This window comes from Enterovibrio norvegicus (genome assembly GCF_002876705.1).
GTDB lineage: Bacteria > Pseudomonadota > Gammaproteobacteria > Enterobacterales > Vibrionaceae > Enterovibrio > Enterovibrio norvegicus_B.
This window is the reverse complement of sequence record NZ_MDAG01000008.1, coordinates 186,972-201,058: the sequence shown is the minus strand read 5'-3', so window position 1 is coordinate 201,058 and position 14,087 is coordinate 186,972. Positions and strand designations below refer to the sequence as shown.

The 14,087-nt window shown below is 48.0% G+C and carries 14 protein-coding genes; 10 read left to right on the top strand and 4 right to left on the bottom strand.

All coding sequences use genetic code 11. From position 1 onward, the window contains the following. The 4 genes from BCT27_RS05380 to BCT27_RS05365 form a co-directional block, all read left to right on the top strand. Positions 1 to 1,407 (top strand): transketolase family protein (locus BCT27_RS05380; RefSeq protein ID WP_102395256.1); only part of this gene is annotated, 1,407 nt, incomplete at its 5' end. Positions 1,408 to 1,651: 244 nt separating this feature from the next. Next, on the top strand, positions 1,652 to 2,353 hold the full coding sequence (locus tag BCT27_RS05375) for a cupin domain-containing protein (protein ID WP_102315988.1): 702 nt from the start codon (positions 1,652 to 1,654) through the stop codon (positions 2,351 to 2,353). Between the two features lie 63 nt (positions 2,354 to 2,416). After that, positions 2,417 to 3,052 (top strand): glutathione S-transferase, encoded by a 636-nt coding sequence (locus BCT27_RS05370; protein WP_102395255.1) that lies wholly within the window; start codon positions 2,417 to 2,419, stop codon positions 3,050 to 3,052. Positions 3,053 to 3,064: 12 nt separating this feature from the next. Then, complete coding sequence (locus BCT27_RS05365; protein ID WP_102315986.1) at positions 3,065 to 3,274, top strand: hypothetical protein; 210 nt, start codon at positions 3,065 to 3,067, stop codon at positions 3,272 to 3,274. 98 nt (positions 3,275 to 3,372) lie between these two features. Here the strand turns inward: BCT27_RS05365 and BCT27_RS05360 are convergent, their stop codons facing one another. Beyond that, the gene (locus BCT27_RS05360; RefSeq protein WP_241905064.1) at positions 3,373 to 4,296 is read right to left on the bottom strand and encodes a LysR substrate-binding domain-containing protein; all 924 of its coding nucleotides are present in this window, start codon (positions 4,294 to 4,296) and stop codon (positions 3,373 to 3,375) included. A gap of 435 nt (positions 4,297 to 4,731) precedes the next feature. On the opposite strand from BCT27_RS05360, the gene BCT27_RS05355 reads away from it, so the two are divergent. Continuing rightward, on the top strand, positions 4,732 to 5,832 hold the full coding sequence (locus tag BCT27_RS05355) for a flavin monoamine oxidase family protein (protein WP_102395254.1): 1,101 nt from the start codon (positions 4,732 to 4,734) through the stop codon (positions 5,830 to 5,832). Here the strand turns inward: BCT27_RS05355 and BCT27_RS05350 are convergent. Then, a complete protein-coding gene (locus BCT27_RS05350; RefSeq protein ID WP_102395253.1) occupies positions 5,816 to 6,199 on the bottom strand; it encodes a DUF805 domain-containing protein in 384 nt (127 codons plus the stop codon). The two genes, BCT27_RS05355 and BCT27_RS05350, sit on opposite strands and share 17 nt — an antisense overlap. Positions 6,200 to 6,584: 385 nt before the next feature. Between BCT27_RS05350 and BCT27_RS05345 the strand changes: the two genes are divergently transcribed. Genes BCT27_RS05345 through BCT27_RS05330 form a run of 4 tightly spaced genes read left to right on the top strand, consistent with a single transcriptional unit; the run spans position 6,585 to position 10,162 of the window. Continuing rightward, the gene (locus BCT27_RS05345; protein WP_102395252.1) at positions 6,585 to 7,493 is read left to right on the top strand and encodes a siderophore ABC transporter substrate-binding protein; all 909 of its coding nucleotides are present in this window, start codon (positions 6,585 to 6,587) and stop codon (positions 7,491 to 7,493) included. A gap of 28 nt (positions 7,494 to 7,521) precedes the next feature. Then, positions 7,522 to 8,457, top strand: coding sequence for an iron chelate uptake ABC transporter permease subunit VctD (gene vctD / locus BCT27_RS05340; protein WP_102395251.1), 936 nt, complete (start codon positions 7,522 to 7,524; stop codon positions 8,455 to 8,457). Continuing rightward, positions 8,450 to 9,400, top strand: a complete 951-nt coding sequence (locus BCT27_RS05335) for an iron chelate uptake ABC transporter family permease subunit (protein WP_102395250.1) — start codon at positions 8,450 to 8,452, stop codon at positions 9,398 to 9,400. The genes vctD and BCT27_RS05335 overlap by 8 nt, the downstream gene beginning before the upstream one ends. A 6-nt stretch (positions 9,401 to 9,406) precedes the next feature. Beyond that, complete coding sequence (locus tag BCT27_RS05330) at positions 9,407 to 10,162, top strand: iron ABC transporter ATP-binding protein (protein WP_102315979.1); 756 nt, start codon at positions 9,407 to 9,409, stop codon at positions 10,160 to 10,162. Between the two features lie 177 nt (positions 10,163 to 10,339). Here BCT27_RS05330 and BCT27_RS05325 read toward each other — a convergent pair whose 3' ends face one another. Together BCT27_RS05325 and BCT27_RS05320 are read right to left on the bottom strand one after the other, a co-directional pair. Then, positions 10,340 to 11,926 (bottom strand): BCCT family transporter, encoded by a 1,587-nt coding sequence (locus BCT27_RS05325; protein ID WP_102395249.1) that lies wholly within the window; start codon positions 11,924 to 11,926, stop codon positions 10,340 to 10,342. Positions 11,927 to 12,313: 387 nt separating this feature from the next. After that, entirely contained in the window at positions 12,314 to 12,730 is a 417-nt protein-coding gene (locus tag BCT27_RS05320) for a DUF805 domain-containing protein (protein ID WP_017009145.1), read from the bottom strand. Between the two features lie 420 nt (positions 12,731 to 13,150). On the opposite strand from BCT27_RS05320, the gene BCT27_RS05315 reads away from it, so the two are divergent. Then, a complete protein-coding gene (locus BCT27_RS05315; RefSeq protein ID WP_102395248.1) occupies positions 13,151 to 14,080 on the top strand; it encodes a DMT family transporter in 930 nt (309 codons plus the stop codon). Positions 14,081 to 14,087: the final 7 nt, after the last annotated feature.

Below are 14,087 nucleotides of genomic sequence, written 5' to 3'. Positions count from 1 at the left end.
ACTGACGACACGCCTAAGCGCTTCGAAGCGTACGGCTGGCACGTTATTCCTGCTGTTGATGGTCACGATGCTGACGCAATCAATGCGGCTATCGAAGCTGCGAAAGCAGAAACAGGTCGTCCTACTCTGATTTGTACCAAAACCGTTATCGGTTTCGGTTCACCAAATAAAGCAGGCACACACGATTGTCACGGCGCACCGTTGGGCGCAGACGAAATCGCAGCAACCCGTCAACAACTAGGATGGGAACATGGCCCGTTTGAAATCCCGCAAGACATCTCTTCAGCGTGGTCTGCGAAAGACGCAGGCGCAACGAAGGAAGCAGCGTGGAACGAGAAATTGGCTGCGTATGAATCTGCTCACCCAGAGCTTGCTGCCGAATTCAAACGCCGCGTAAACGGCGAGTTGCCAGCGCAGTGGGATGCAAAAACAAACGCAATCATTGCTGACCTGCAAGCAAACCCTGCGAACATTGCATCACGTAAAGCCTCTCAAAACGCGCTAGAAGCGTTTGGTGCGATGCTACCTGAATTCATGGGCGGCTCTGCTGACCTTGCACCGTCAAACTTGACCATGTGGTCGGGTTCGAAAGCGGTAACGGCTGACGATGCATCAGGCAACTACATCCACTACGGTGTGCGTGAGTTTGCAATGACAGCGATCATCAACGGTATCGCGCTGCACGGCGGTTTTGTCCCTTACGGTGCAACCTTCCTGATGTTCATGGAATACGCGCGTAACGCAATGCGCATGGCTGCGCTGATGAAGATTCAGAACATCCAAGTGTATACCCATGATTCAATCGGTTTGGGTGAAGATGGCCCAACGCACCAACCTGTTGAGCAAATTTCATCACTTCGCCTGACACCAAACATGAGCACATGGCGTCCATGTGACCAAGTAGAATCTGCGGTTGCATGGAAACTGGCTATCGAGCGTAAAGACGGCCCAACATCGCTGATCTTCTCGCGTCAGAACTTGGCACAACAAGCACGTGATGCCGAGCAAGTGGCGAACATTGCTAAGGGTGGTTACATCCTGAAAGACTGCGTTGGCCAGCCAGAACTTATTCTAATTGCAACGGGCTCTGAAGTTGAACTAGCGGTTGAAGCTGCGGCGCAATTGTCTGCTGAAGGCAAACAAGTACGCGTCGTGTCTATGCCAGCCACAGACGTATACGACAAGCAAGACGCGGCGTACCGTGAATCAGTGCTTCCTTCCGACGTGACTGCGCGTGTTGCGATTGAAGCGGGTATAGCCGACTTCTGGTACAAGTACGTGGGCTTCGACGGCCGTATCATTGGCATGCACACCTTTGGCGAATCTGCACCAGCGGGTGAGCTGTTCAAGATGTTCGGTTTCACTGTTGAAAACGTGGTTGAAACGGCAAAAGAGCTGATTGAATAATTCCTCTTTACCATCAACGACAACACGTTTTTGATGCTTAAAACCCGCTGAAAGGCGGGTTTTTTATTGCCTAAAAGCCACCAAAAAAAAGCCGCGTGAAATTTATTTCTCTTTAAATACAAACAGTAAAACACGTAAACCCTACCGAGAAACCAAAACTATCCCACCCTCATAATTTTTGTGCCTCGTGCTCAAAACCCTCTCTCCTTAGACTGGCTACAAATCAAAGGTAAGGAGTTGCGAGATGACAACAGCAGACACAAAAACAGCAAGCCAAGAATACATCGAATGGAATGTAGACCTGTCAGTGCCAATTACCGTTTCTGGCGGTTCATTGCCTTTCTCAGATACCCCGATGGTCGGAGTGAAACGCATGATGTTTGAACGTCGAGGTGATGAAATAGCGAGACGAGCAACGTCATGTGTTCGCTATGCGCAAGGTAGTTCATTTAAACCTCACAGCCACCCAGGGGGAGAAGAGTACATCGTTCTTGATGGCACCTTTTCTGATCACAACGGTGATTTCACCAAAGGTTGGTATGTGCGTAATCCTGTCGGCTCGACCCACGCCCCTTTTACCAAAGAAGGCTGCGAGATATTCGTGAAGCTTTCCCAAGTGCCATCTAACGAGCCTGATTACTTCTACCTCAATACGCATGAAGCAGACTGGAAAACCATTGAAGATAAGCATTTGCAACTTCAACTGTGGCAATCAGACATCGAAAACACGACGTTAAATCAGTTTAAAGCTAGCTATACCTCGACCGTCATCAAACATGACGAAGTGACGGAATTCTTCGTGTTATCAGGCACAGCAATCATTAACGACGTTAGCTACGAACACCACTCTTGGATGCGTTTTCCAGCAGGTACCCCAATAACCGTTTCCACGACATTAGGCGCGGTGGTTTACCAAAAAATTGGGTCAGGCGAAGTCCGCATCTAGACGCCCAAAAATCTCACAGGAATAACACCATAACGACCGAGAAGACTCGGATAAGGAAAAGTCATGTCCTCAGAAAATACCATTACCATTTATGAAACCACAGGCTTCCCTAACCCTGCGCGTATTCGTGCAGCATTAGCAGAGAAAAATGCACTTAATCAAGCGACATTCATTGAAGTGGATGTGATGAATCTTGAGCACAGAACCGAACAATTCTATGCCAAGAATCCGACAGGAACCGTGCCTGTACTTCGCACATTAGAAGGTGAATACCTCTCTGAATCTACGGCAATTACTGAATATATTGATGCGCTTTTTGATGGTCCATCGCTCACGGGGACAACACCGTTAGAGCGTGGAATGATCCACATGATGCAACGCAGAGCGGAGTCCATGGTGATGGATGCGGTTGCCACCTACTTTCACCATGCTACCGACGGTCTAGGTCCAACGCTGGAGACCTATCAATGTTCAGAGTGGGGTAACCACCAGAAGCGACGTGCACTCGCCGGGTTTGCGTATTTCAACACGCGGTTGGAAAACAATCTGTATGTCGCTGCGAGTACCTTTTCAATGGCTGATATCACCTTGTTTTACGGGCTGGCGTTTGCTGAATTTGCAGGTCTTCAAATTCCTGCAGAACTAACCAGCCTAATTACATGGCGAGAAACCATGTCGCAGAGAGCCTGTTTTCAATAGAAGGATAATGCCATGAGAGTACAATTTACTTCTCGCAAACAGGCTTCAGGTATTGCTCATGTTGAAATGGAAGCACCGACTTACGTCGTGTCTGATAGCGGGTATGCAGTGAATGTTGACCCAATGCTGGAATCTGATGACCAAGACGACAGCACCTATGCACATGTGGCGTCAGTGTTGGAATACATAAGGAAAAAAGTCACGCATTCCACCGTGTACTAAGCGGCTCTCTCTACCATTAAAGACACATCGGCCAGCTATAAAAAAGACGCATAAATTATGCGTCTTTTTTTCCTAGGTCTAGGCAAATTCAAGCATCGTCAGGTGGTGGATATCAGCCATTGTCGGAAACGATCAACATGGTCATTCATATCACGTGACGCTTCATCTTGCTGCCAAACGAGGAAATAGCAAAACCGAGAGCGAAACTGATATTTGCTCAAGTCAAACGGACACACTAACTCGCCAGATTTCAGCTCATCTTCAATCAATCGGCTTCTGCCCAGAGCGAGACCACTTCCTCTGCGCGCAAGCTCTATCACGCTCGCAAAGTCATTGATCTTCAAACCGTGTAATTTGTTGGGGACAGGAACCTCTGCACGATCTGACCACTCTTGCCACGAGGGGTAACCACTGTTGGAAGGCACGGATAAATCATGCAATAAGGGAATATCACGCAACATGTCAGGCGGCGTATCACTCAGGCCGTGTTGTTTTGCAAACGCTGGCGAACACACGGGGAAAATGTCTTCAAACATCAAATGTTGCGCACACACATCTTCCCATTGCCCCAACCCATAACGAATTCCTACGTCTATGCCCTGCTCGGTGTAATCCACTATCGATACGTTAGTTTCCACTTGAACATCAATGTCATCGTGCTGCAATTGATATTGATTAACGCGGGTTAACAACCACTTAGACACTATCGAAGGGCTGGCAGATACAGTAATCACATCCTCTTGAGGCTCGTCAAAAAGATGATTTAACCCCCGCCCAATCAGCTCAAAGCCACGGTGAATATCAGGGAAGGCCCGTTCACCTTCATCCGTCAGCGTTAAACGCGATGACCCTGATGTTGCGCGGTTGAATAATCGAACATTCAGCCACTCTTCAAGTTGTCTCACTTGCTGTCCCACCGCCGCTGAGGTGACATTCAATTCTTGTGCTGCGCCTGCAAAACTGTGGTGTCGTGCAGCAGCCTCAAATGCTCGAATCCCATTGAGGTGGGCAATTCTATTCATCTTTGATGTTCTAAATCGCTTTTTAGATGCGTCCATCATCTACCTCGTTGCTAACACGGCCTGAATGCCCCAACATTGTGCTTTCCCCATTAGGCCTGAAATAGCCACATCCCAATATAAGCTCCGAGTAATACGGTTCCTTCAACATTCAAGAAAACGCTTCTGTCATCACATCAACTTAGCACACAGAGTCTTGCGCATGTTCGCCTCTGATTGTTCGAACTGGCATGACACCTCTGTGAACAACACCACTGCTAATGACAACGCTATCATTGAAATAGCTTATCTTTTCGTTAAAAGGGAAAACACCCCATTGTTGCGGTTTAACGTGGAATAACGAAAAAGAAAAACTATCCCACCACCGAATAAATCCTGCGTCGCGGCTGTGCGCTAACGCGATAAACTCCACGGAAGATATAGCGTTAAGGGAAAGGCATGAAAACAATGACAGACACAGTGATCATCGGCGGCGGATTAAGCGGTTTGCACGCTGCGCATTTGCTAGAGCAACAAGGACATGACTATGTGTTGCTAGAAGCAAGAGATCGCTTTGGCGGGCGTATCGTTTCAACTTCTCTTAGTGACGAAAGCCTAGCGCGCGTTGATCTTGGCCCATCGTGGTATTGGCCCAATATCAACCCGCAATTGTCAGCTCTCATCGAGGCGCTGGGTATCACAGCTTATAAGCAGTTTTCCGACGGCCATTACTTGGTGGATAAAATGCGTGGCGCGCCGCCTCAAGCCATCGATATCGGTTATGACATCATGCCCGATACCTACCGTCTTCACGGAGGCATGCAATCATTGATCAATGGTTTATTGGAAAAACTGCCATCCGAAACACGCTTCCTGAACACGCAAGTAAGAGGTATCACAAAGCAAGCTGACGAAACCTATTTGGTCGAGTACGAACGCAATGGCAACAATGGCACCTTGTCAGCCAAACATATTGTATTCGCCATGCCTCTTAGATTGGTCTCTCAAAATATTACGTTCCACCCCGCCCTAGACCCTGCTCTGAAAAAGGCATTCGATAGCACCGAAACCTGGATGGCTGCGCATGCGAAAGCGGTGTTGATCTACGAAACACCGTTTTGGCGACAGATGGGATTTTCTGGTTCAGTAAACAGCAATGTTGGCCCATTGGTAGAAATCCATGATGCGTCACCCGACATCAATGGTGAGCCTTCCTACGGCGCGATCATGGGCTTTATGGGCATCAATGGCCCAGCAAGAAAAACCGCGGGGGATGAGACGTTGAAGAAACTGATTCTTCAACAGGCGGTTCGATTGTTTGGCCCAGAAGCACAAACGCCACTCAGGGTTGAATATATTGATTGGTACCAAGATCCTCTGACGGCGACCAAAGAAGATATCGCCACATCGCACGGTGTCTATGGCATCAATACCAAAGACAGCGCGCATCCGAATATCTTGTTTGCCGGAACAGAAGCATCCCGCGGGTATGGTGGCTATTTAGAAGGGGCATTAGATGCTGCAGCTCATGCCGTAAGCGCCATCAAAAGCTGTTACTGAAAATGCCTTTAGGATCGCAGCCATAACGATTAGTACCCTTGGTGCCCCGTAGCAAAGTAAATATCAAAACAATCAGCGGACCAATCAGGGGAACAATAATAATGAGCCACCACCATCCAGATCGATTGATGTCATGAAACCTTCTCACAGTAACGGATAACGCAGGGATAACGGTCAAGGCTATCCATACGGCGGTGGCCTGTAAATCTAACACCTGAAAGTTGTTTACCCCTGACTCTGCGATATCAATCATAAAGCAAAGAGCCAGTACAACGTTTTGTAAGAAGAAGAAGCCCCAGTATTCTCTTCGTCTTGCTCTACCTGAGAATTTTGCGTAATTCAAAAACGCAGAAAACAGCCACCTCATTCGAATATCCTTACTACTTTTAGACGTGTTCGAATTATTGTTTTAATACTAATTTACAGCCTACATAACGCGTGGCTACGTTATCAAATGCCTGTTTGAAATGTCGGTATAAAATCCACAAAGTGACGCCCACTCACATTGGTTGTTGTCTAATTATCACTTTGAAAACATCATTCTCATTAGTTAAAAGTCACTTATTCCAATGAGAATTGCCAACCTTATGCCTCCTCGAAAACAGATCAAAAACAGCAACACTCGCAAAAAACCTTATCTCCTGTGTTTAGCGCAGAACCGATTGCACATAACAGGTTGAATCACCGTCTCCCCGAATGTATATTGCGAATGCTTTTGAGAAACATTCTCATTATATTAATAGGGAGTTAACATGAAAACCTTGTTCAAAGCGATGGTGCTTTCCATTTTTGCTTCATTCTCTGCACATGCACACAACATCACCATTGATCACTTGATGGGGCAAACCCAAATCGATGGGACGCCAGAGAAAGTCGTCGTTATCGGCCTTGGTTCACTGGACGCTGTAAACGCGCTCGGCATCGACCCTGTGGCGGTATCTAAAGTGTCTCAAACCCCTGCTTATCTTGAGAAATACAAAGGCGACAAGTACGCCAATGCAGGTAGCCTTTTCGAACCCAACTTCGAAGAGATCTACATGCAAGAACCGGATTTGATCATCGTGGGTCCACGTAGCTCCACCAGCTATGAAGAACTATCAAAAATCGCCCCTGTTGTTGTCTTCGCCAATAACCAAGCGGAAGGCTACTGGGAAGGCACGAAAGAACAATGGCGTAACCTTGGAAAAATCTTCAACAAAGAAGCCTTGGTCGAAGAAAAAATCGCGTCACTGGAAAAAGAGTTCGATGCCATACGCGAACATAACAGCACCAACAACAGTGACGCGCTGACCGTAATGAGTTCAGGTGGCAACATCACCGCCTTTGGCCCTGAGTCACGCTTCTCCGTTATCTACAAAGATTTCGGCTTCAAAGAAACCGTGAAAGACATCAAAACCGCGACACACGGCGATTCCATTTCTTTCGAATTCATCCGCGAAGCCAACCCAAAAACGCTGCTGATCATTGACCGCGACACCCTGATCAACCCTGCGGACAGCACCACACGCGAAGACTTCGACAACGATTTAGTGAAAAGTACACAAGCCTACAAGACAGGCAAAATGACCTATCTAGACCTGAACGCTTGGTACTTGTCCATGTCAGGTATTACGGCGACAGAGCAGATGGTTTCAGACATCAAAAACAGCGTAACGCTTTAATACTTGCTCCCGGAGAGCAGAGGTTATCTTGTTCAAGTTATTGCTTCCTCTGGGCTTATTAAGCCTGTTTTCCCTGTTTGTGGGCGTCAGCCCACTTTCGCCAGCGAGTTTGCTCGCAGGTGATCCTGAGGCGCTAAACCTCTTTTTCACCAGCCGTCTTCCACGCTTATTTGCCATTTTGCTTGCCGGTGCAGGGCTCAGTATTGCTGGCCTTATCATGCAGCAGATCAGCCAAAACCGATTTGCTGCTCCGTCTACAACGGGCACCATTGAATGTGCCATGCTCGGCTACGTGCTGAGTTTGGTTTTTTTCGGCAACGGCAATCAGCTTTGGCTTATTTTCAGCGTTGCCGTGCTAGGCACCCTGCTGTTCGTTACCCTTATCCAACGCATTCAATTTCGTAACGCCGTGTTTGTGCCACTTATCGGCATCATTTACGGCAGCATCATTGATGCGGGGGCAACTTTCATCGCCTACAAGTATGATGCCGTACAAATGCTCAGCGCATGGGCCGTTGCCAACTTCGCGACGATTTTGCAGGGTGATTTTGAGCTGCTTTATATCGCCATTCCTATTGCGATTTTCAGTTACCTCTACGCCACGCGTATCTCCGCCGTCGGTATGGGCAAAGACTTCGCCACTGGGCTAGGTTTGCGCTATCAGCATGTGGTGTTAATCGGCGTGATGCTGGTTTCCATCATGTCAGCCAGCGTGGTAATGATCGTCGGCACTCTGCCCTTCCTCGGTCTACTGGTGCCAAACGTGGTCAGCTTGTATTACGGCGACAATTTGAGAAAGAACATCCCTCGTACCGCTGCGCTTGGTGCAGCCTTAGTCTTGGTCTGCGACATTGCCAGCCGAATGATTATTTTCCCCTATGAAATTCCCGTTTCCATGCTCGTGAGTATTCTTGGTGGCCTTGCCTTCATTGTGCTTATTTTGAAGGGGCAAAAGCATGTCTGATTCCAAGAAAATTGGCCTAATGCTGATCACCGCCCTTGTCTTCGCTGCACTGTTTATCTGTGTCGGGCTAACGGCCAACAACTATGAATATTTCCTCTCTCGCCGCGTGCCCAAAGTGCTCGCCATGGTACTTGCAGGAATCGCGGTCGCGCAATCGTCACTGGTTTTTCAAACCCTCACGCACAACCGTATTCTGACACCCAGCATCATGGGGTTTGATGCGCTTTACCTTCTGACACAAACCCTGATCGTCGCCATGTTTGGCGGTTTCAGTGCCTACGTGTTGAACGCGTATTTGAACTTCGCCATATCTGTGGGCGCAATGGTGATTTTTTCCGTGCTGCTGTTCGGTTTCTATTTCGCTAAAGAAGGTCGAAACCTAATAGTGCTGCTGTTGGTGGGATTGATTCTCGGACAAGTGTTTGGCAATGCCGCGTCGTTCATCACCATGTTGATGGACCCCAACGAATTTGCCGCCGTGCAGGCGAACATGTTCGCGAGCTTCAATAACGTAAAAGTGGAATTGGTTTACCTTTGCTTGCCAGTGTTGGCGGTGATCAGCTTCGCCTTGTTCCGAATGCACCGCACGCTAGATGTGTTCTGGCTTGACCGAGATAATGCGATCAGTTTGGGCATTGATGTTCGACGCGTCACCCAACGTGCGCTGATGCTCTCCGCCGTGCTCATCGCTGTTTCAACTGCGCTGATTGGCCCCGTGATGTTCTTTGGCCTGCTCGTCACTAACCTCGCCAGAGAACTTTTCAACACTTTCCAACACCGGGTATTGCTGATTGGCTGCGCCTTATTGTCTGTGTGTACCCTTCTGGCAGGGCAATGGATCGTAGAGAACCTGTTCTCCTTCGATACCACCCTGAGTGTGGTGGTGAATTTCGCGGGCGGCTTATATTTCCTTTGGATGTTACTCAAGAACAAGATTGTATAAAGCATCATGATTATTCTAGATAAAATCAGTAAGGCCTTTGGTCAACAACGCGTTGTTAGCGATGCAACAACCGATTTTGAAAAAGGCAAAGTCACCGCAGTGATCGGCCCTAATGGCGCAGGGAAAAGCACCCTACTTTCCATGGCAACACGCTTAGTTTCGCCAGATAGTGGTACGGTTGTGATTGACGGGAAAGCCATTTCTGATTGGAACACCGCAGAGTTGGCAAAGTCTCTGGCCGTGCTACGCCAGGCGAACAGCATGACCATGCGTTTCACCATTCGCGAACTCGTGGCATTTGGCCGCTTCCCTTACTCAAAAGGTAACCTGACCGCTGCGGATAACGAAGCTATTGATCAGGCGATTCACTACCTTGATTTGGCCGAACTCCAACATCGCTACTTGGATGAACTCAGCGGTGGTCAACGCCAACTCGCCTTCATCGCCATGGTGATCGCACAAGACACGGATTATGTGTTCTTGGATGAGCCACTGAATAACCTTGATATTCGCCATTCGCTCTCCATCATGAAAACCGTTCAGCGCCTCGCGCATGAAATGGGTAAAGCCGTGATTGTGGTGATCCACGATATCAACTTCGCGGCGTGTTACGCAGACCATATCATTGCGATGAAGAAGGGCTGCATTGTTGCCAATGCCACGGTGAATGATGTGATTCAAGCGGACGTGTTGGAAGATATTTACGACACGCCGTTTAACATCGTTGAAGCCAATGGTAAGCGCATGTGCTTATATTACTGAGCCCGTGTATTACTGAGCCTGCAGGTTATTTACTCCTGAGCCCACGACTACTGTGTACATAAAAACAAAAACCCGCCTATTGGCGGGTTTCTTTTATCGGCTTACTTTTGCTCTATGACTTTAAGTGCATTGAGCACTACGTGCATTAAGCAAATCGGGCACTAAGCAAATCGGGCATTACGCAAACTGCTTTCTGCGTAGCTCGCGAGACAGACCCAGGTACAAGCTCAAACACATGACTAACAAGAACACCGCAAACGGCAAGCCTGTTGAAATGGTCGCAGCTTGAAGTGCACCCAAACCGCCACCCATCAAGAGTGCGATAGCCGCAAGGCCTTCAATGGTACACCAGAAGATACGCTGAGAAACTGGCGCATCAATCTTACCGCCCGCCGTAATGGTATCGATAACCAGCGAACCAGAATCCGACGATGTCACGAAGAAAATGATCGTCAGTACCATGCCAAAGAAGCTGATCACACCGGTAAACGGCAGGGCTTCAAACATCTTGTAAATGGAGAGCTCTGGTTGCCAATTGCCGTTAGTGATCAAATTCACCACGCCGTTGTAGCCACCATCCATTTGATCCAGTGCAGTGGTACCAAACGTCGTCATCCAAACAATACAAACGATGGTCGGTGCAATCAGTACTGCCAAAATAAATTCACGAACCGTACGACCGCGAGAAACGCGGGCGATGAACATACCTACGAATGGAGACCATGATACCCACCACGCCCAATAGAACGTCGTCCAACCGTGGTAAAAGCCCGAGTCTTCACGGCCAACCCAGTTAGAAAGAGCAGGTAACCAGCTAAGGTAATCCACGGTGTTTGACACCACACCACTGAAGATAAGTGCTGTTGGGCCAACGGCAATCACGAACACCATCAACATGCCCGCCATCACCATGTTGATTTCACTCAGACGCTTAACACCACCGTCCATGCCGCGATAAACCGACACAAGTGCTGCTAAGGTGATCACGAGAATCAAAATCGATTTGGTCTCAATGCCAGCATCAATACCAAACAGGTAGTTGAGGCCCGCTGCAATCTGGTTTGCACCTATACCGAGCGATGTTGCCAAGCCAAACAAGGTAGCCAATACCGCCATGATATCGATGACGTGTCCCCAAACACCCCACACACGATCACCCAATAGCGGGTAAAACGCTGAACGCAGTGTCAGTGGAAGGTTTTTGTTGTAGTGGAAGAAGGCTAACGCCAAGCCCACAACCGCATAGACAGCCCACGCATGGAAACCCCAGTGGAAAATCGATGCAGCAGTACCGATGCTACGTGCTTCTGCAGAACCGGTTTCCAAGCCCAGAGGTGGGTTTAGCGTGTGGTTCATTGGCTCTAGCACGCCATAGAACATCAAGCCAATACCTACACCCGCAGAGAACAGCATGGCAAACCATGCTGGGTACGAGTAATCAGGTGTTGCTTCATCACCACCTAATCGGATTTTGCCGACAGGCAAGAACGCCAGTATTAAACAGAAGATTAAAAAGATGTTGGCGGAAATGACAAAGAACCAGTCAAACGACTGCGTGATAGCAGGACGCAACCACCCAAAGAACTCCGCAGCTTGTTCTTGAAAAATCAAGACACCCAACACAAACACCACCACCATGATGGCTGAGATTGGGAAAACAGGATTATGGAAATCAAGTCCTAATACATTGACGTTATCTTGACCGATTTGATAGTCGGTATTGTATTGATCGTCTTTATTTACTTCCGATGTAGATTCACACACAGCATTGCCTCCTTTTACTGCTCGACAACGCGACACGACTGAGCAGCAATAGCAACGCCCTTTCTCACGCTTCGTAGAGTGAGAAAGGGCATTCATAAAATATTTTGTTGTGTACGCTGTTCAATGATGACGAATAGGCTAAGAGAAGTCCGAGAAAATCCCTTTTCATACCGATTAATGAGTAATCAGTTAAGAGAAAAATGTAAGCGCAACCAGTTATCTCCCTTTTAAGACGTCGAGGTAAAAATAGAGAAATTTGAGAAAGATAGGAGGGGCAAATCCGAGAGCGGAGAGATCTTAAGGGATAGAGAGAAACACCTACAAAGTGCAGGTGTTTATTTTCGCATTCAACGTATAAATCAATACGATGCGTGAACCTAGGCTATATTAGCCAGCAAACGTGTCGTCTTTTGGCGAGCCGTTGCTATTGCCGTTAGCAGAATCGTTGCCTTTTGGATCAGGGCCAAAGCGGTTACCCCCTTTTGTGCCTTCAAACGCTTGAAGGATCAACAACGCTATCACGCCAAAAGGCACTATACCGAGCAATGCCCACCAGCCGGAGCGATCAGTATCGTGAAGACGACGCACGGTCACTGCCAACGTTGGTAAAAATACCGCCGCAGCGTAAACCATGCCCAAGGTCCCAATCCCCATTTTCGCATCGTAATATCCCAGCATTTGGTCAGCTTGAGACAATACCAATGAGAAAAACATATTGAATACAATGAAGATCCAATACTCTTTGCGGCGAGCGCGTCCTTTAAACACTGCGTACTTTTTCAGTACATCGATATACCAATTCATTCTTCTCTCCTGAGTAATTCTCCCCAAAAAACACTCACTATTTCTCGTCGAAACAGTCAGCACGAGCGTTGTCGCTCATGCGCTATAGAGTGTGGGGCCTTGTGTTCAAACTCGGTAAAAACGTCAGAGATGAACATTTTCACTACGTTTACATGCATACTAAAGTGCACGACCTTAAAAACCGTACAGTGTACCAAATATTGGTTGTTCGCATCTTATTATAGACAACCAAAAGCATACATAAGAAAGCACTCTCGACCTTTGCGTATCTCACATTCAGCAAAAACGTCCGGATAACATCACCTCGCTGTCCCCCCAAGGTTGATCCACTTCAATAAGCATGCGTAACTGAAATCAAACACATCTAAACACCCCGAGCAGAAGACGTCGGTTGTAGAATAAAAGGACGCAAAATACGCCATGGCAGATCAGCCCCAACACACGCAATCATTGGCGTGGTTCCCGATTTTATTGGCGACCATTGCGACCATGAGTTGGGCAGGTAACATCACACTGGCGAAACTCGTCAATGCGAACATTCCGCCACTGGGGTTGTCATTTTGGCGATGGGCCGTTGCCGCCGTCGTGTTGCTGCCTTTTGTTTACAAGCCGATGAAAGACAAATGGCCACTGTTTAAGCAACACTTTAGATTGGTGTTGTTGCTTGCCTTGCTGGGCGTGGCGGGTTACAACAGCTTGGTCTATATCGCACTTGAAAACACCCTCTCCACCAACGTCGTAATTTTACAGTCGGCTTCACCATTGATGATTCTGTTGGTGCAATTCTTTTTGCTCAAACAAGCCGCTACCTTAAAGCAAACCCTCGCCATACTGACGTCTGCTATCGGTGTGTTACTCATCATTACCAAAGGCCAATTAGTCACAGACTTCGCCATTGGAAACAGCGAGCTTATTGCCCTGTTCGGTATCTTGGTTTGGGCCACTTACTCCGTGCTGGTGCAAAAACTCCCCGACGCACTGAAAGGTTTACCCATTTTGGGGTACACCGTCTGCCTTGGCGTAGTGATGATTTTGCCCTTTTATGTGGCGGAATCTGTGTTGTACGAAACCATGCCAATTTCCCCGCAGAGCATTGCTATCTCTCTTTATACCGGTGTGTTTGCTTCGGGCATCGCGTTTTGGTGTTGGAATACCGCGTTGATGCGCATGGGGGCAGCGACAACAGGGCAATTCATGCACCTTATCCCCGTTTTTGGTTTGGTCTTTTCCATGCTATTACTGGGAGAACGCATGGAGACTTATCACTATATAGGCATCGCTTTTATCGTATCTGGGCTTGTGATTGCGAACATTCGACGCCGCGCGACACAAGAATCACCATCGTCGTAAAATCCGT

What these genes read in the sequence shown, in the direction of transcription:
- BCT27_RS05375 (WP_102315988.1), top strand. Translation starts at nt 1,652, where the DNA reads ATGACAACAGCAGACACAAAAACAGCAAGCCAAGAATACATCGAATGG.
- BCT27_RS05370 (WP_102395255.1), top strand. Translation starts at nt 2,417, where the DNA reads ATGTCCTCAGAAAATACCATTACCATTTATGAAACCACAGGCTTCCCT.
- BCT27_RS05365 (WP_102315986.1), top strand. Translation starts at nt 3,065, where the DNA reads ATGAGAGTACAATTTACTTCTCGCAAACAGGCTTCAGGTATTGCTCAT.
- BCT27_RS05360 (WP_241905064.1), bottom strand. Translation starts at nt 4,296, where the DNA reads ATGAATAGAATTGCCCACCTCAATGGGATTCGAGCATTTGAGGCTGCT.
- BCT27_RS05355 (WP_102395254.1), top strand. Translation starts at nt 4,732, where the DNA reads ATGAAAACAATGACAGACACAGTGATCATCGGCGGCGGATTAAGCGGT.
- BCT27_RS05350 (WP_102395253.1), bottom strand. Translation starts at nt 6,199, where the DNA reads ATGAGGTGGCTGTTTTCTGCGTTTTTGAATTACGCAAAATTCTCAGGT.
- BCT27_RS05345 (WP_102395252.1), top strand. Translation starts at nt 6,585, where the DNA reads ATGAAAACCTTGTTCAAAGCGATGGTGCTTTCCATTTTTGCTTCATTC.
- BCT27_RS05335 (WP_102395250.1), top strand. Translation starts at nt 8,450, where the DNA reads ATGTCTGATTCCAAGAAAATTGGCCTAATGCTGATCACCGCCCTTGTC.
- BCT27_RS05330 (WP_102315979.1), top strand. Translation starts at nt 9,407, where the DNA reads ATGATTATTCTAGATAAAATCAGTAAGGCCTTTGGTCAACAACGCGTT.
- BCT27_RS05320 (WP_017009145.1), bottom strand. Translation starts at nt 12,730, where the DNA reads ATGAATTGGTATATCGATGTACTGAAAAAGTACGCAGTGTTTAAAGGA.
- BCT27_RS05315 (WP_102395248.1), top strand. Translation starts at nt 13,151, where the DNA reads ATGGCAGATCAGCCCCAACACACGCAATCATTGGCGTGGTTCCCGATT.